The 16693-nt window shown below is 64.9% G+C and carries 18 protein-coding genes; 13 read left to right on the top strand and 5 right to left on the bottom strand.

Annotated features, from left to right (window positions below):
- Positions 1–82 precede the first annotated feature (82 nt).
- Positions 83–1015, top strand: coding sequence for a phosphoadenosine phosphosulfate reductase (locus QF118_RS14165; RefSeq protein ID WP_282299695.1), 933 nt, complete (start codon positions 83–85; stop codon positions 1013–1015).
- 16 nt (positions 1016–1031) lie between these two features.
- Here QF118_RS14165 and QF118_RS14170 read toward each other — a convergent pair whose 3' ends face one another.
- The gene (locus tag QF118_RS14170) at positions 1032–1307 is read right to left on the bottom strand and encodes a hypothetical protein (RefSeq protein ID WP_282299696.1); all 276 of its coding nucleotides are present in this window, start codon (positions 1305–1307) and stop codon (positions 1032–1034) included.
- Between the two features lie 82 nt (positions 1308–1389).
- On the opposite strand from QF118_RS14170, the gene pyrC reads away from it, so the two are divergent.
- The 3 genes from pyrC (at position 1390) to QF118_RS14185 (ending at position 4878) form a co-directional block, all read left to right on the top strand.
- Positions 1390–2424, top strand: a complete 1035-nt coding sequence (gene pyrC, locus QF118_RS14175; RefSeq protein WP_282299697.1) for a dihydroorotase — start codon at positions 1390–1392, stop codon at positions 2422–2424.
- 100 nt (positions 2425–2524) lie between these two features.
- A complete protein-coding gene (locus QF118_RS14180; protein WP_282299698.1) occupies positions 2525–3196 on the top strand; it encodes an orotate phosphoribosyltransferase in 672 nt (223 codons plus the stop codon).
- A gap of 194 nt (positions 3197–3390) precedes the next feature.
- On the top strand, positions 3391–4878 hold the full coding sequence (locus QF118_RS14185) for a replicative DNA helicase (RefSeq protein WP_282299699.1): 1488 nt from the start codon (positions 3391–3393) through the stop codon (positions 4876–4878).
- Here the strand turns inward: QF118_RS14185 and QF118_RS14190 are convergent.
- The 3 genes from QF118_RS14190 to cobT are packed head-to-tail and all read right to left on the bottom strand — an operon-like array spanning position 4872 to position 7134.
- Positions 4872–5378: a histidine phosphatase family protein gene (locus QF118_RS14190; protein ID WP_282299700.1), complete on the bottom strand. Its 507-nt coding sequence runs from the start codon at positions 5376–5378 to the stop codon at positions 4872–4874. The genes QF118_RS14185 and QF118_RS14190 overlap by 7 nt on opposite strands.
- Positions 5369–6136 carry an adenosylcobinamide-GDP ribazoletransferase gene (gene cobS, locus QF118_RS14195; protein WP_282299701.1) on the bottom strand — a complete coding sequence of 256 codons (768 nt, stop codon included), beginning with the start codon at positions 6134–6136 and terminating at the stop codon, positions 5369–5371. The genes QF118_RS14190 and cobS overlap by 10 nt, the downstream gene beginning before the upstream one ends.
- Complete coding sequence (gene cobT, locus QF118_RS14200; RefSeq protein WP_282299702.1) at positions 6133–7134, bottom strand: nicotinate-nucleotide--dimethylbenzimidazole phosphoribosyltransferase; 1002 nt, start codon at positions 7132–7134, stop codon at positions 6133–6135. The genes cobS and cobT overlap by 4 nt, the downstream gene beginning before the upstream one ends.
- 105 nt (positions 7135–7239) lie before the next feature.
- Between cobT and alr the strand changes: the two genes are divergently transcribed.
- The 8 genes from alr (at position 7240) to QF118_RS14240 (ending at position 13631) form a co-directional block, all read left to right on the top strand.
- A complete protein-coding gene (gene alr / locus QF118_RS14205; protein WP_282299703.1) occupies positions 7240–8277 on the top strand; it encodes an alanine racemase in 1038 nt (345 codons plus the stop codon).
- On the top strand, positions 8274–9056 hold the full coding sequence (locus QF118_RS14210) for an MlaE family ABC transporter permease (protein WP_282299704.1): 783 nt from the start codon (positions 8274–8276) through the stop codon (positions 9054–9056). Before alr ends, QF118_RS14210 begins: the two co-directional genes overlap by 4 nt.
- Positions 9053–9799, top strand: coding sequence for an ABC transporter ATP-binding protein (locus QF118_RS14215; RefSeq protein ID WP_282299705.1), 747 nt, complete (start codon positions 9053–9055; stop codon positions 9797–9799). Before QF118_RS14210 ends, QF118_RS14215 begins: the two co-directional genes overlap by 4 nt.
- Positions 9796–10182: a hypothetical protein gene (locus QF118_RS14220; RefSeq protein ID WP_282299706.1), complete on the top strand. Its 387-nt coding sequence runs from the start codon at positions 9796–9798 to the stop codon at positions 10180–10182. Before QF118_RS14215 ends, QF118_RS14220 begins: the two co-directional genes overlap by 4 nt.
- Positions 10179–10646 carry a paraquat-inducible protein A gene (locus QF118_RS14225; RefSeq protein ID WP_282299707.1) on the top strand — a complete coding sequence of 156 codons (468 nt, stop codon included), beginning with the start codon at positions 10179–10181 and terminating at the stop codon, positions 10644–10646. Before QF118_RS14220 ends, QF118_RS14225 begins: the two co-directional genes overlap by 4 nt.
- Before the next feature lie 136 nt (positions 10647–10782).
- Complete coding sequence (locus tag QF118_RS14230) at positions 10783–11574, top strand: DNA repair protein (RefSeq protein WP_282299708.1); 792 nt, start codon at positions 10783–10785, stop codon at positions 11572–11574.
- A gap of 71 nt (positions 11575–11645) precedes the next feature.
- Positions 11646–13010, top strand: a complete 1365-nt coding sequence (radA, locus tag QF118_RS14235; protein WP_282299709.1) for a DNA repair protein RadA — start codon at positions 11646–11648, stop codon at positions 13008–13010.
- Between the two features lie 48 nt (positions 13011–13058).
- Positions 13059–13631: a CvpA family protein gene (locus QF118_RS14240; protein WP_282299710.1), complete on the top strand. Its 573-nt coding sequence runs from the start codon at positions 13059–13061 to the stop codon at positions 13629–13631.
- Positions 13632–13655: 24 nt separating this feature from the next.
- Here the strand turns inward: QF118_RS14240 and QF118_RS14245 are convergent, their stop codons facing one another.
- Entirely contained in the window at positions 13656–15008 is a 1353-nt protein-coding gene (locus tag QF118_RS14245; RefSeq protein WP_282299711.1) for a methyl-accepting chemotaxis protein, read from the bottom strand.
- A 159-nt stretch (positions 15009–15167) separates the two neighbouring features.
- Between QF118_RS14245 and purF the strand changes: the two genes are divergently transcribed.
- Complete coding sequence (gene purF, locus QF118_RS14250) at positions 15168–16652, top strand: amidophosphoribosyltransferase (RefSeq protein WP_282299712.1); 1485 nt, start codon at positions 15168–15170, stop codon at positions 16650–16652.
- Positions 16653–16693: the final 41 nt, after the last annotated feature.

Consider the following 16693-nt stretch of genomic DNA (forward strand, 5'->3'; position numbering starts at 1 on the left):
CACAATTTAGCCCGATTGACGGGCCATTGTTTCCATCAAACCGGGTCAATCCATTCCCGGAAAAGAGGGTCGTGCAGAGATCATGTCGCAGTCAAAGAGTTCCTTTCCGCCCGATTTTTCAGGGCTTTCGCGCACCGAATGGCTAAGCGCCCTTCGCAAGATCGGCAATGACACCGGCTTTGCCGAACCGCTGGGCGCGGCCCATGCGGCGATCTTTGTCGAAGACGGCGACACGCTTTTGGTCAATTTCGAAACCATGCCGGGGATCGAGGCGCTGTCGCCCAGCCGCACGCCCTTTGGTTTTGAAATGACCGGCTCGCTTGGCTGGTCGTCGCTGTCGGTGCTGGCGCACCGCGACACCTGGTTCCGCGATCCGCGGATCTTTGCCTTTTTCGACCACCTGCAGGACGACGGGTTCTTTGACGACTTTGAAAACGTGATCTTTTACGGCGCCGGGCCTTGCGGCTATGCGGCGGGGGCCTATTCGGTCGCCTCCCCTGGCGCGCGGGTTCTGATGCTGCAACCGCAGGCCACGCTGGACCCGCGGGTGACCGAATGGGACGACCGCTTTACCGAGTTGCGGCGGCTGAACTTTACCTCGCGCTATGGCTATGCGCCCGACATGATCGACGCCGCCCAGCAGGCCTATGTGCTGTATGATCCGCGCGAACGGCTGGATGCCATGCATTCGGCCCTGTTTGAAAAGCGCAATGTCACGCGGCTGCGCCTGCCCTTCATGGGCGGTGCGCTGCAGAGCGATCTGATGGCGCTGGACCTGCTGCCTTCAATCGTGCAGGCGGTGGCCGAGGACCGGCTGGACACCCGCAGCTTTGCCCAGATGATGCGGGCGCGGCGCGACCACCCGCCCTACCTGCGCAAGCTGCTGGCACGGCTGGATGCGGATGATCGCAAGGAACTGGCGCGGATGCTGTGTTCGAACGTGGTCAGCCGGATGCACGCCCCGCGATTCCGTCGCCGCCTGGCCGAGCTTGAGGCCGAGGACGACCAGCCCTGACGCCAGCGACTGGCGCTCAGCCCTGGCGGTTGGTCAGCCGATCGCGGATATCTTGCTGAAAATACCCCAGGATCGCCCCGATCACGAAGATCACCGGACGGCCCGGCGCATCAAGCAGCCAAAGCACCAGCGCGGCGCCCAGCAAGGTGACCAGCAGCGCCGCCACCCGGCGGTCGATGGCATCGGGCAGCCCCTCGCGCCCCAGCGCCGACAGCAGGATTTCGGTGATGCGCGGCTCGGCCGGGCGCGCAGCCCAACCTGCCAGCGCGGCAAGGATCAAGGTCAGGATCATCACGGCCCCCGGTTCGTTTCCACAACGGTAACGCGCCTGCGCCCTCTGGTACAGAGCCGCGCCGCGTGCTAACGGGCAAGCCATGAAAAATCTCGTGATCCGCCGCCCCGACGACTGGCACCTGCACCTGCGCGATGGCGCAATGCTGGCAGGTATCGCCCCCGAAAGCGCCCGCCACTTTGGCCGCGCCATCATCATGCCCAACCTTGTGCCGCCCGTGGTGACCGGCGCGCAGGCCAGCGCCTATCGCGACCGCATCCTTGCGGCCCTGCCCGAAGGCGCGGATTTCACACCGCTGATGACGCTGTACCTGACCGAGCAAACCGACCCGGCCGACGTGGTCGCAGCGCATCAGGCCGGCATCATCACCGCCGTGAAACTGTACCCGGCGGGGGCCACGACGAACTCGGCCTCGGGCGTCAAGGATTTCGACAAGGTGCGCGGCACTTTGGAGGCGATGGCGCAGGCGGGCATTCCGCTGTGCGTGCACGGCGAAGTGGTCGACAGCGATATCGACATCTTTGACCGCGAGGCGGTGTTCATCGACCGCGTGCTGGACCCGGTGCGCCGGGCGACGCCGGGGCTGAAAGTGGTGATGGAGCATATCACCACGCGCCAGGGCGTCGATTACGCGCGCTCGGGCGGCAAGGACCTGGGCGCGACGATCACCACGCATCACCTTGTGATCAACCGCAACGCCATTCTGGTGGGCGGGATCAAACCGCATTATTACTGCCTGCCCGTGGCCAAGCGCGAAGAGCACCGCCTGGCCCTGCGCGAAGCGGCCACCAGCGGCGATGCGACATTTTTCCTGGGCACCGACAGCGCGCCGCATATCGACCCGCTGAAGGAAAACGCCTGCGGCTGCGCGGGTTGTTTCACCGCGACGAACACCATGTCGATCCTGGCAGAAGTCTTCGAACAGGAAGGCGCGCTTGACCGGCTTGAAGGGTTTGCATCCCTGCATGGCCCCGCGTTCTACGGTCTGGCGCCGAATGAGGCGACGCTGACCCTGACCAAAGGCGATCCGGTGACCTACCCGGCCAAGATCGAGACCGGCGATGGCCCGGTCACGGTTTTCGATCCGATGATGCCGCTGCACTGGCGCGTCGGCTGAGGGGACCTTATGGGGGCTCTGCCCCCGCCGCTGCGCGGCCCCCCCCCGGGATATTTGAAGCACAAAGAAACATGGGCCCTGGAACACAAAGGAAGTTGTCATGATCCCCTCGACCTACCCCACCGCCGAAGAAATGGCCCGCCTGACCGCCCGCATGTTGTGGGAGATCGAGGCCGTGAACTTCATGCAGGACGAGCCGTTCAAGCTGGCCTCGGGGCAGTTGTCGCCGGTCTATATCGATTGCCGCAAGCTGATTTCCTATCCGCGCATCCGCAGCACCTTGATGGATTTCCTGACCGTCACGGTGATGCGCAATGCCGGGTTCGAAGCCTTTGACAACATCGCGGGCGGCGAGACGGCGGGGATTCCCTTTGCCGCGCTGGTGGCCGAACGCATGGCACTGCCGATGACCTATGTGCGCAAGAAACCCAAGGGCTATGGCCGCAACGCCCGGATCGAGGGCGCGATGACCGAGGGCGAGCGGGTGCTGCTGGTCGAGGATCTGACCACCGATGGTGGCAGCAAGCTGTCCTTTGTGGATGCGATCCGCGAGACCGGCGCGACCTGCGCGCATACGGCAGTGATCTTCTACTATGGCATCTTTCCCGAGACCATCAAGACGCTGGGCGATCACGGTGTTTCGCTGCACCACCTGTGCACCTGGTGGGAGGTTCTGGCCGAGGCCCCGGCCAAGCATGCCGGCGTGCTGGGCGAGGTCGAGTCGTTCCTGAAGGACCCGCACGCCTGGCGCGCGGCGCAAGCCCAGGACTGACCGGAACAGAAATTTCCTGCGTGGCTTTGCGGCCACGCAGCCCCGGGCCCATGTCCAGATGTTGACGGGCGGCCCCGGAAAATGGCAAGATGATGTGGTTCGGTGCGGCCCACAGCTTATCCACACAAACATACAATTTGCGCCTCCGCGCGGTGCCGGGATAGGCAACGCGCCTGAGCAGACGGGGGACAGTGATGAACGAGATAACCACCATCAATCCGACAGGGCTTCAGGTTGAAGCCGCCGAAACCATGCCGCATTCCATCGAGGCTGAACAACAGCTTCTGGGTGCGATCCTGACCAACAACGACATCTATGACCGCGTCGCGTCGATCATCAATGCCAAGCATTTCTTTGATCCGGTGCATGCGCGCATCTACGAAGTCGCCGCCGCCCGCATCGCCAAGAACAACCTTGCCTCTCCGGTCACGCTCAAGGCCTTCATGGAGGATGACGAGGGTCTGAAGGAGCTGGGCGGCCCCGCCTACCTGGCGCGTCTGGCCGCCAGCGCGGTCAGCAGTTTTGCGGTGCGCGATTACGCGCAGATGATCTATGACCTGGCGATCCGGCGCGATCTGATCGGGCTGGGCCGCGACATCAGCGCCAAGGCCGCCAAGGTCGACGTCGCCAGCGAGCCGCGCGAACAGATCGTCGAGGCCGAACAGGCGCTGTACAAGCTGGCCGAACAGGGCCAGACCGAAAGCGGGTTCCAGTCCTTTCTGAAAGCGGTGACCGAGGCGGTCAACGTGGCCAACGCCGCCTATCAGCGCGATGGCGGCATGGCGGGGATTTCCACCGGGTTGATCGACATGGACAGCAAGTTGGGCGGGCTGCATCCCTCTGACCTGTTGATCCTTGCCGGGCGTCCGTCGATGGGCAAGACCTCGCTTGCGACCAACCTGGCCTTCAACATCGCCAAGGCCTACAAGAAGGGCACGCGGCCCGATGGCACCACCGGCGCCGTCGAAGGCGGCGTTGTCGGGTTCTTTTCGCTGGAAATGAGCGCCGAACAGCTGGCCAGCCGGATCCTTGCCGAAGCCTCGGAAATCTCCAGCCACAAGATCCGCCAGGGCGACATGGACGAAAGCGAATTCCGCCGCTTTGTCGAGGCCGCCAAGGAACTGGAGGCCTGCCCGCTGTATATCGACGACACCCCCGCCCTGCCGATCAGCCAGGTGGCGGCGCGGGCGCGGCGGCTCAAGCGGACGCATGGGCTGGATGTGGTCATCGTCGACTATCTGCAGCTGCTGCGTGGCACCGCCGAGAACCGGGTGCAGGAAATCGGTGAAATCTCGATGGGCCTGAAGGCGATCGCCAAAGAGCTGAACATCCCGGTCATTGCCCTGTCGCAGCTGTCGCGCCAGGTGGAAAACCGCGAGGACAAGCGCCCGCAGCTGTCCGACCTGCGCGAATCCGGCTCGATCGAACAGGACGCCGACGTCGTCATGTTCGTGTTCCGCGAAGAATACTATGTCGAGCGCGAAAAGCCCGGCGATCACGAGCTGGACAAGATGGCCGAATGGCAGGAACGCATGTCGCGTCTGCATGCCAAGGCCGAAGTCATCATCGGCAAGCAGCGTCACGGCCCGATCGGCACGGTCGAGCTTTCCTTCGAGGCCCAGTTCACCCGCTTTGGCAACCTTGTGAAGCCCTGGCAGCAGGGCGACGATCAGGGTTACTGAAGCCTGACCAGCGCACCGAATGGCAATTGGGCGTCCCATCCCTTTGGGTCGCCCTGCGCGGCCAGCGCCGCCTTGATACAGCCCATGTGGGTGACGATCAGCGCGTCCCTTGGCGCGCGGGCCAGTGCCCCCTGAACCCGCGCAAAAAGCTGCGCGACGCTTTCGCCGCCGTGGCCGTCATAGCCGTGGAAATCGGCGGCCCAGTCATCCAGCGCCTGGCGCGGAAGATCGGCCCAAGCGCGCCCCTCCCAGGTGCCAAAATCCATTTCCCGCCAGTCGCTTACGACCTGAACCTCAAGCGATGCCCGAGCCGCGATATGCTGCGCCAGCCGCAGGCAGCGCAGCAAGGGAGAGCTTTGGATCACCTGCACTTCGGGCAGGCTGGCCATGACCTGCGCGGCCTCGGCGGCAAAGCTGTCCGCAAGGGCCAGGTCGGTCATGCCATAGCAGGTGCCCTTAGTCACATCGGGCGTGGTGTGGCGCAGCAGCGTTACAGCCACATCAGGACCGCCAGCAGCGCCCCCACTTCGCCCAGCTGCTGCGTGCCGCCCAGGCAGTCGCCGGTATAGCCGCCCAGCTTGCGCACAAAGATCATGCGAAACACCTGCGCCGCCAGCGTCGCCCCGACAAAGGCGCAGAGCGCGGCAGTCAGCCCGGCGAACAGCGTCACAAAGGCCAGGATGGCGATACCCGTCGCCAGCGCCACGCGGTATCCGTCGCGCGTGACCGTGGGCACGGTGAACTTGGCCCCCTTGTCACGGGCGTAATCGGTGGTGGCGATCACATGCACGGCCGCCATGCGCCCCAGCCCATGGCCCGCGATCAGCATCACCCCGGCCAGCAGCGGCGCAAAGGACATCAGGATCGCGACCTTGAGTGCCATGGTGGTGCCCAGCGTCACGGCGCCATAGGTGCCGATGCGGCTGTCGCGCATGATTTCCAGCGCGCGTTCGCGCGTCAGGCCACCGCCCAGCCCATCGGCGGCATCGGCCAGCCCGTCTTCGTGAAAGGCACCTGTGGCCGCCAGGGTCGCCGCCAGCGACAAAAGCACCGCCACCGCATGCGGCACCCACAGTCCAAAGACCCAAAGCACGGCCGCGCCGATGCTGCCGACCAGCACCCCGACCAGCGGGTAATACTTGGTCGCGCGCACCAGCAGATCGTCCGAGAATTCCAGATCGCGCGGCACAGGCAGGCGCGTCAGGAACTGCACGGCCAGCAGGAACAGGGTCTTTTCCAGCCGCCAATCCAGCATCATGTCGCCCCCGAAACCCCGGCCTCTTCGAAACTGGCCATCTCGTTCAGCATGGCGACCGAGGCGCGAATCAAGGGCCAGGCCAGCGCCGCGCCGGTACCTTCGCCCAGGCGCATCCCCAGCTGCAGCAGCGGTTTGGCCCCCATGGTGTCCAGCACCACCCGGTGCCCCGGTTCGCCCGAGACATGGCAGAACACCATGGCGTCGCGGGCCGCGGGGGTGATCGTGACCGCCGCCAGCGCCGCGGCGGTGGCGATATAGCCGTCGACCATGACCAGCTTGCGCGCCTCGGCCGCGCCCAGCATGGCGCCCGTCATCATCGCGATCTCGAAACCGCCGAATTCCGCCAGCGCGCCCATCGGGCCAAGCGCCCCGGGCACCCGCGCGCTGACCTGCGCCAGGATGTTGTGTTTCTGGATCAGCCCGTCGTCGTCCAGCCCGGTGCCGCGCCCGACCAGCAGTTGCAGCGGCACATCGGTCAGCCGATGCGCCACCAGCGCCGCGGCCGAGCTGTTGCCGATTCCCATCTCGCCAAAGGCAACAGCGTGCCAGTCGCCCTCGGCCCCGAGGCGATAGCCGGTCTCGACCGCCGCCTGGCAGGTGGCCGCGCTCATTGCCGGGCCATGCAGGGAATTGGCGGTGCCCTCGCCCATCGCGGCCTCGATCACCTGGGGCAGATCAAAGGGGCCGCCCTTGACCCCGGCGTTGACCACCGCAAGATCCAGCCCGTTGGCGCGGCAAAAGACATTGGCCGCCGCCCCGCCCGCCGCGAAGTTCAGCACCATCTGGCGCGTCACATCCGGCGGATAGGCCGACACGCCTTCCTGGGCCAGTCCGTGGTCGCCGGCAAAGATCACCAGGCGCGCGCGCGTCATGTCCGGGTCAAGCCGCCCTTGCAGCCGCGCCACCTTTGCCGCCAGCAATTCCACCTGACCAAGCGCGCCCAAGGGCTTGGTTTTCCCGTCAATCCTGGCCTGAAGCCTGCGTTCGAAATCATTCATGCCCAAAGAAGTAGCGCCGCCTGCCGGTGCCCACAAGCGGGCAAAGCGGCGCCGTGCGGCGCAATTCCCCCTTGACGCCCACGCGGGTCATGCCAAACACGCACAATGGCACAAGCACGTCTTACGATTGATCTGGGCGCCCTGCGCGCGAACTGGCGAACCCTTGCACAAAAGGCGCAGGCCGAGGCCGGCGCCGTCGTCAAGGCGGATGCCTATGGACTTGGCATGGACCGGGTCGCCCCCGCCCTAGCCGAAGAAGGCGCGCGGCGGTTTTTCGTGGCCCAGGCCGAAGAAGGCGCCGCCCTGCGCCGGACATTGGGCGCGGGCCCCGAGATTTTCGTCTTTTCCGGTCACATGGCTGGCGACGCCGACCTGATCCGGGGCGCCAACCTGGTGCCGATGATCAACTCGATCGACCAGATGCTGCGCCACGTCGAGGGCCTGCCCGGCCATCCCTTTGGCATCCAGCTGGACAGCGGCATGAACCGCCTTGGCATGGAACCCGCCGAATGGGGCGCGCTGCGCGACATCGCACTGGCGCAGAACCCCGCCCTGATCATGAGCCACCTGGCCTGCGCCGATGAACCCGATCACGGCATGAACGCGCATCAGCTGCGGCTGTTCCGGCAGATGACCGATGGCATCGACGTGCCGCGTTCGCTGTCGGCGACGGGCGGCATCCTGCTGGGCCCCGAGTATCACTTTGACGTCACCCGCCCCGGCATCGGCATGTATGGCGGGCTGCCCTTCATCGACGCGCGGCCGGTGGTGTCCCTGTCGATCCCCGTGATCCAGATCCGGGACCTGGAGCCCGGCGAATCCGTCGGCTATGGCAACAGCTTTGTCGCCCGCAACCCGATGCGCGTCGCCACCATCGGCGCGGGCTATGCCGACGGCATCCTGCGCGCCATGGGCCCCAAGGCCAGCCTTTGGGCCGGGGAAAGCCGCTGCAAGGTGCTGGGCCGCATTTCGATGGACCTGATCGGCGTCGACGTCACCGCGCTGCATTCCGCCCCCGAGGCGCTGGAGCTGCTGGGCCAGCACCAGTCGGTCGACACGCTGGCCGATTGGGCCGGGACCATCGGCTATGAAATCCTGACCTCGCTGGGCAACCGGTATGCCCGGGACTATGTCGGCGCATGACCCTGCTTGCCCCTCTTGGAACGCTGGGCCGCACCACGCTGGCCTTCCTTGCCTCGGTCGGGCGGGTCGGGCTGTTTGCCTTTGCCGCGCTGACCCATATCCTGCGCCCGCCGTTCTATGGACGTGAATTCGGGCTGGCCCTGCTGCATATCGGATGGCTGTCGCTGCCCGTGGTCGGGCTGACGGCGATCTTTACCGGCGGCGCGCTGGCCCTGCAGATCTATGCCGGCGGCGCGCGCTTCAACGCCGAGGCGGTGGTGCCGCAGATCGTCGCCATCGGCATGGTGCGCGAACTGGGGCCGGTTCTTGTGGGGCTGATGATCGCGGCGCGCGTCACGTCCAGCATCGCCGCCGAAATCGCCACCATGAAGGTCACCGAACAGATCGACGCCCTTGTCACCCTGTCGACGCATCCGATGAAATACCTGACCGCGCCGCGCCTGCTGGCGGCGCTGATCGTGGTTCCGTTGCTGGTGGCGGTGGGCGATGTGATCGGGGTCTTTGGCGGCTATCTTGTCGCCACCGGATCGCTGGGTTTCAATGCGGCGGCCTATCTCAAGAACACGGTCGATTTCCTTGAACCGCTGGACATCATTTCCTCGATGGTCAAGGGCTGCGTCTTTGGCGGCATCGCGGCGCTGATGGGCTGCTATTTCGGCATGAACTCGGGACGCGGCGCGCAGGGCGTGGGCACCGCCACCAAAGGCAGCGTCGAAGCAGCCGCCGTGCTGATCCTGGCCGCCAACTTCCTTCTGACCGGGGCTTTCTTTTCGCTATGATCGAACTGTCGCACGTCAGGAAATCCTTTGGCAGCAAACAGGTGCTGCGCGATGTCGACCTGAGCATCGAAAGCGGCACGTCGATGGTGATCATCGGCGGATCGGGCACCGGCAAATCGGTGCTGCTGAAATGCGTGCTGGGCCTGGTGCTGCCCGATGCGGGCCTGATCACGCTGGATGGCCAGGACGTGACCACCGGCGACCGCGATGCCTTTCTGGCGCGCTTTGGCATGTTGTTCCAGGGCGGCGCGCTGTTCGATTCCCTGCCGGTCTGGCAGAACGTCGCCTTTCGCCTGCTGCGCGGGTCCTTGCAGCGCCCAAGGGCCGAGGCGCGCGAGATCGCCATAGAAAAGCTGCGCCGGGTCGGGCTGAAACCGGACGTCGCCGACCTGTTCCCGGCCGAGCTGTCGGGCGGGATGCAAAAGCGTGTCGGCCTGGCCCGCGCCATTGCCGCCGAGCCCGAGATCATCTTTTTCGACGAACCGACCACCGGGCTTGACCCGATCATGGCCGGGGTCATCAACGACCTGATCCGCGAGATCGTCGTGGAAATGGGCGCCACGGCCATGACCATCACCCATGACATGACCAGCGTGCGCGCCATCGCCGACAACGTCGCCATGCTGCACGACGGCGTGATCCAATGGACCGGCCCGGTCAGCCAGATGGACAACTCCGGCGATCCCTACCTGGACCAGTTCATTTCCGGCCGCGCCGAAGGCCCGATCGAGGCGGTGCGATGAGCGCCTTTCTGGAACCCGATCCGGTTCTGCTGGCCTTCATCTTCTTCAAGAAGTTCCTCTATCTTCAGCTGCTGGCCGGCCTGGCCTTGCTGCGGGTGTTGCTGGGGCGCGGTCTGGCCCGTTGGCCGGCGCTGGTGGCGCTGATGCTGGCGCTGGCCGGGGTCGCAACGGTCCTGGCCCCGGCGGCGGGGCTGACAGACAGCCCCCAGTATGCCAGCGCGGCGCGCCTGATGGCGCAGGGCGGCGGGATCACCGCGCTGCTTGTGCCTTCGGTGATCTTCGGGATCAGCGGCCTGACCAAGGGTGCGCGCTGGCGCTGGATCGACGCGGTGCACGCGCTGCTGGTCACCGCCCTTCTGGGCCTGTGGTGGTGGGTCTCATGATCCGTTGGCTGAACCTGGGCCTGTTTCTGGCCTATCCCGTCGCCTGGTTTGCCCCGCTTTTGCGCGCCGGGTTGCTGCCGCTGTTCGGGCTTAGCGAAATCTCGGTCATTTCCGGGCTGCAAAGCCTGTGGCGGTCGGACATCTTTCTGGCGCTTCTGGTCACGGTCTTTGCCCTGTTCGCGCCCATGCTCAAGACCCTTGGCTTGGCCTTGATCCAGTTCCACCTGCTGGATCGGCGCGCCCTGCCGATCGTCAACATCCTGGGCAAATTCGCCATGGCGGACGTCTTTTTGATCGCCGTCTACATCACCTTGTCAAAGGGCATGGGCATCGGCCGGGTCGAGGTCGCCTGGGGGCTGTACCTGTTCACCGCCTGCATCCTGGCGTCGATCCTGCTGGGGTTTCTTGAAACGCGACAATCCGCGAAAACAGAACCGACAGGCCACACCTCCTCCGGCAGTTGAATAAACTGCTTTGTAATCACGGCCCATCGGCATAAACTTGCCGATAGTCGTCTGACGATGGCTGTCCGAAAGGACGGGGATTCAAACGGAGGGACGGGTGATCACTCAGCTGCGCGCATTCAGCAATCTGGTTCGCATGGTACTGCAAAGGATCGCCTTTGCCGCCATCGTCGCAGCGGCGCTGGCGTCGCTTGGCTACACCCTGGCCTGCGCCTTTGGCCAGACCCCCTGGCTGGACCTGCCGCTGAGCTTTGGCCAGACGGTTTACCCCCTGGCGGGGATGTATCTTCAGATCGGGGTCACCACCCTGGCGGTGCTATTGTGCTTTTTCCTGCCGTCCAATGCCCGGATCATGGCGCTCGAGAACTCGCACCGTTCGTTCCACATGGGGCAAATGGACGTGGCGCGCGCCTATGCGCTGGCCCATCAGTCCGACCGCGAAGGGGTGTTCCAGATCAAGGGGGAATTCGATTCCATCCGCGAACGCATCGCCTTTCTGCGCGATCACCCCAACCTGGCCGATCTGGAACCTTCGATCCTGGAACTGGCCGCCCAGATGAGCCATGTCAGCCACGAGTTGGCCGAGAATTATTCAGACCGCAACCTGGCCCGCGCCCGCGATTTCCTGATCGCCCGGCAGCAGGAAATCGACAACTTCAACGAACGGATCGAGGCCGCAAAGGCCATCGCCGTCGACATCCGCCGCTGGACCGAAAAGGTCGAGATGGAGGAAAGCATCGCAAAGGCCCAGCTGGAGCGGCTGCGCGATGAATTGCAGGGGCTGCTGCCCGAATTCGATCTGGCGCCCGGCCCGCGCATCCCGGTCGATGCGCAGGACCAGGACTCCGATGACAGTGTCGAGGCCACCGTTCAGACGCTTTTGGAAACCGACAACATCGCCATCCTGGAAAAGCGCGCCGCCGAGTGACGCGGCATTGGCGCGGGCTGCGGATTGGGGCATAACCCCCCGGCCCGCCCCTTTTGCGATCCGGATGTTTCATGGCCAAACCCACCTTGAACTTTGTCTGCCAGTCCTGCGGGGCGGCCTTTTCGAAATGGTCGGGGCGCTGTGACGGCTGCGGCGAATGGAACACCATCCAGGAAGAAAAGCCGCTGTCCGAAGGCCCGGCCAAACAGGCGCTGGTGGGACGGGGCCGTGCCGTCGCGCTGACCGATCTGAACTCGCAAGAGGCGCCGCCGCCGCGCACCGCTTCGGCCCTTGGCGAATTGGACCGGGTGCTGGGCGGCGGGCTTGTCCCGGCCAGCGCGGTGCTTGTGGGCGGCGATCCCGGCATCGGCAAATCCACCCTGTTGCTGCAGGCGGCGGCGGCCTTTGCCAATGCCGGTCTCAAGGTGATCTATGTCTCGGGCGAAGAGGCCAGCGCCCAGGTCCGGCTGCGCGCCCGCCGTCTGGGACTGGGCGAGGCACAGGTGAAACTGGCCGCCGAAACCAACCTGCGCGACATCCTGACGACGCTGGATCAGGAACGCCCCGATCTGGCCATCGTCGATTCGATTCAGACCATGTGGTCCGACAACGTCGGCAGCGCCCCGGGGTCGGTCAGCCAGGTGCGCGCCGCCGCGCACGAGCTGACCAGCTTTGCCAAGAAACGCGGCAGCGCGGTGATCATGGTGGGCCATGTCACCAAGGACGGCCAGATCGCCGGGCCGCGCGTGGTCGAACACATGGTCGACACGGTGCTGTATTTCGAAGGCGAGCGCGGCCACCAGTTCCGCATCCTGCGCAGCGTGAAGAACCGTTTCGGCCCGGCGGATGAAATCGGCGTCTTTGAAATGACCGGCGGAGGGCTGGCGCAGGTGCACAACCCATCCGCCCTGTTCTTGTCGGAACGCGGGCAACCGGCGCCCGGTTCGGTGGTGTTTTCCGGCATCGAAGGCACCCGCCCGGTGCTGGTGGAGCTGCAGGCGCTGGTCGCCCCTTCGCCGCATTCGCAACCCCGGCGGTCAGTCGTGGGCTGGGACGGATCGCGGCTGGCGATGATTCTCGCGGTGCTCGAATCGCGCTGCGGCATCCCCTTTGCCGGGCTTGATGTGTACCTGAACGTGGCGGGCGGGATGAAAATCAGCGAACCTGCGGCCGATCTGGCTGTGGCGGCTGCGCTACTTTCCGCCCGCGAGGACACCGCCCTGCCCGCCGAGACTGTCGTTTTCGGTGAAATCAGCCTATCTGGGGCGCTACGACCCGTCGGGCAGACCGAAAACCGGTTGAAAGAAGCGCAAAAACTTGGTTTCTCCACCGCAATTCTGCCCAAGGGCGGCAAGGCAGCCGGCTCCAAGGCCATGAAGCTGACCCGAATGGGCGATCTTTCCGCCTTTGTGGGCGAGATTTTCGGCGCCGGGTAACAGACGCAAACAAGTTCGACGAACAACACAAAAGGACGGGCAGAACAGATGGAAGGTTTCACGATCATTGACGGCGCAGTCGCCGTTATCATCGTTCTGTCGGCGTTGCTGGCCTATTCGCGCGGTCTGGTCCGCGAAGCGATGGCCATCGCCGGCTGGGTCGTGGCGGCCATCTTGTCCTTCATGTTCGCGCCGCAGGTGCAACCGCTGGTCAAGGAAATCCCCGTCGTCGGAGAGTTCCTGTCCGACAGCTGCGAATTGTCGATCGTTGCCGCCTTTGCCGCCGTCTTTACCGTGGCGCTGGTCGTGACCTCGCTGTTCACGCCGCTGTTTTCCTCGCTGATCCAACGCTCGGCGCTTGGTGGGCTTGACCAGGCGCTGGGGTTCTTCTTTGGCGTGGCGCGCGGTGTGCTGCTGGTTGCGGTCGGCTTCTTTGTCTATGAAACGGTGATCACCGCGCAGGACATCCCGATGGTGGACGACTCGCGTTCGGCTGCGGTCTTTTCGCGCTTTACCGGCCGGATCGAAGAACAGAACCCGGAACGCGCGCTTGGCTGGATCACCACCCAGTACGAACAGCTGGTCGGCATCTGCGCGGCCCCGTCGGGCAGCAACACCTGATACCCCTTTGAAACGCGCGCGGGGCTAGCCCGCGCGTTGCTTGGCCGCGCCCTGGCGTTCAACCTGGGCCGTGAAAGGCCCGACCATCCCGCGGATCTTGTCGGTGACTTCGCCCAGCCGCTTGGCCGCCTCCTTGCTGAGGGCGGCCTGAGTTTCCGTCCGGTCCGCCGAATCGCACAGGCTGCGCGCCAGGTCGACAATCGCGTCATTGGCGCCGCCCAACCCCTGGGCCTGGCGCGCGGTGATGGCCGAAACCCCGCTGATCCCGCCGGAAATCCCGTCAAGGCATTTCACCAGGTCCTGCAACCGCTTGTCGCCGCGATCAACGCTTGTCACCACTTCGCCGACCTGGTCGGTCATGTCGCCAATGCGTCCGGCGATTTCGCGCGATGCCTCGGCGGCGCGGCCCGCCAGCCCGCGGATCTCCGCCGCCACCACGGAAAACCCTGCCCCCGCCGCCCCGGCCCGGGCCGCTTCGATCCCAGCGTTCAGCGCCAAAAGCGAGGTCTGAAAGGACACACTGTCGATCAGGCGGTTGATTTCGATCATCGCCTCGGCCTGGTCGTGCATGGCCTGCGCCGCCTGCGAGGCGCGGCGCATTTCCTCGGCGCCTTCTTGCGCCATGCTGACGCTGACGCCGACCTTGTTGAGGGTGCTGTCAATCTCGGCCGAAATCTCGGTCAGGGTGTCGTTGGCCGCGACCATCGCGTCTCTGGCCCCTTCGCACCGCCCTGCCTGGGTACGCGAATCCGAGGCCAGACGGTGGGTGCGCAACTGCGCCTCGCAGGCGTCGTCATTCAGATAGGTCAGCGTCGCCAAGGTCCGGTTGAACGCCGCGTCCAGCCCTTGCATCGCCGTATTGAACGAGGTTTCGAGCCCTTCAAAGCCGCCAGCATCGGGCAGGTCCAGACGGGTGTCCAGCCGCCCCTGCCCCAGCGCATGCAGCGCCTCGCGCATCCGTTCGTTGGCGACCTGCCGCTTTGTGATGTCACGGGACAACTGCATGAAGCGCGCCAGGTTGCCGTCGCTGTCATGCACCGGCGCGATCGTGCAGAACAGCCACAGGATTTGGCCGTCGCGGGCGCGAAACTGGCGCGGCCCGGAAAAACATTGCTCCTCGTCCAGCTCGGGCCAGGGGCCCAGGTCCGATGCGGCCTCCCCCTCGGGCAGCAGGATGGCCCGGCTTTGTCCCTTCAGCTGCTCCAGCGTATAGCCCGTCACTTCAAGAAAATTGTCATTCGCCCAATTGATGTTACCCTCGGGGCTGAATTCGACACGACTCATGGTTGTGTCGATCATCTTCATGATGGCCCCAAAGTTTTGCGGGCCTTCCTTGATCACGTGTTTACGGCGGAACATCGCATCCTCACTACTCATTCCGCCCCTGAACTACAGCACAATCCTTTCCCGAGGCTTTCCATACCCAAAAGGATTTCAGACAAACTGTCATCGTTTCGTGACACCGGGCGGCTCAGCCTTTATGTGAGGGCCATCACGCACAGACAGGATTCGGAGCCGCCTTTGTCCGATCGCCAAATGCCCCCCGCCCACCCGTTTGATTTCGACGCCACCCGTGACGGCGATTCAGACGACAAGCTGCATGAGGAATGCGGCGTTTTCGGTGTTGTCGGGGTCACGGATGCCGCCAACTTTGTCGCCCTTGGCCTGCACGCGCTGCAGCACCGCGGGCAAGAGGCCGGGGGGATCGTGTCACACCATCCCGACCACGGCTTCAACTCGGTCCGTCGTTTCGGCTATGTCCGCGACAACTTTACCAAACAATCGCTGATGGAAACCCTGCCCGGCGCACTGGCCATCGGGCATGTGCGCTATTCCACCGCCGGATCGAAAGGCCAGACCGCGATCCGCGACGTGCAGCCGTTCTTTGGCGAATTCTCCATGGGCGGGGCGGCGATTGCCCATAACGGCAACATCACCAACGCCGACGCCCTGCGCAAGGAACTGATCGAGCGTGGCTCGATCTTTCAAAGCTCGTCCGATTCGGAATGCATCATCCACCTGATGGCCCGGTCGCTGCAACGCACCATCCCCGAACGCATGGAAGACGCGCTGCGCCGCGTCGAAGGCGCCTTTTCGGTGGTTGCCATGACCCGGACCAAGCTGATCGGCGTGCGCGACCCGCTGGGCGTGCGCCCGCTGGTGCTGGGCAAGATCGGCGACGGCTATGTCCTGTCCTCTGAAACCTGCGCGCTGGACATCATCGGCGCCGAGTTCGTCCGCGAGATCGAGCCCGGCGAAATGGTGGTGATCAGCGAAAAGGACGGTATCGAAAGCATCCGCCCCTTCCGCCCGCGCAAATCGCGCTTCTGCATCTTTGAACATGTGTATTTCTCGCGTCCCGACAGCATCATCGGCGGCCGCTCGGTCTATGAAACGCGCCGTCAGATCGGCGTGGAACTGGCCCGCGAAGCCCCGGTCGAGGCCGACCTGGTCTGCCCGGTGCCCGACAGCGGCACCCCGGCGGCCATCGGCTTTGCCCATGAAAGCGGTATTCCCTACGGCATGGGCATTGTGCGCAACCAGTACATGGGCCGCACCTTCATCGAGCCGACCGAACAGATCCGCAACATGGGCGTGCGCCTGAAACTGAACGTCAACCGCGCGCTGATCCGCGGCAAACGGGTGATCCTGGTCGACGACAGCGTGGTGCGCGGCACCACATCGCGCAAGATCAAGGAAATGATCCTGGATGCCGGCGCCGCCGAGGTGCATTTCCGCATCGCGTCGCCCCCCACTGCCTGGCCGTGTTTCTACGGCGTCGACACGCCGCAGCGCGAAAAGCTGCTGGCCGCGACCATGTCCGAGGACGAGATGCGCGAACACCTGGGCGTCGACAGCCTGCGCTTCATCTCGCTGGACGGTCTGTACCGCGCCGTGGGCGAGGCCGAAGGCCGCGACAAGAAACACCCGCAGTATTGTGACGCCTGCTTCTCCGGGGAATACCCGGTGGAACCGGCGGACATGATCCAGAAGGGGTTTCAGATGAAGGCGGCGCAATAGCGCGGCGCGCGGATTTCCGCCCTTGCATCCCCACAACCGGC

The organism is Tropicibacter oceani (genome assembly GCF_029958925.1).
Lineage (GTDB): Bacteria > Pseudomonadota > Alphaproteobacteria > Rhodobacterales > Rhodobacteraceae > Pacificoceanicola > Pacificoceanicola oceani.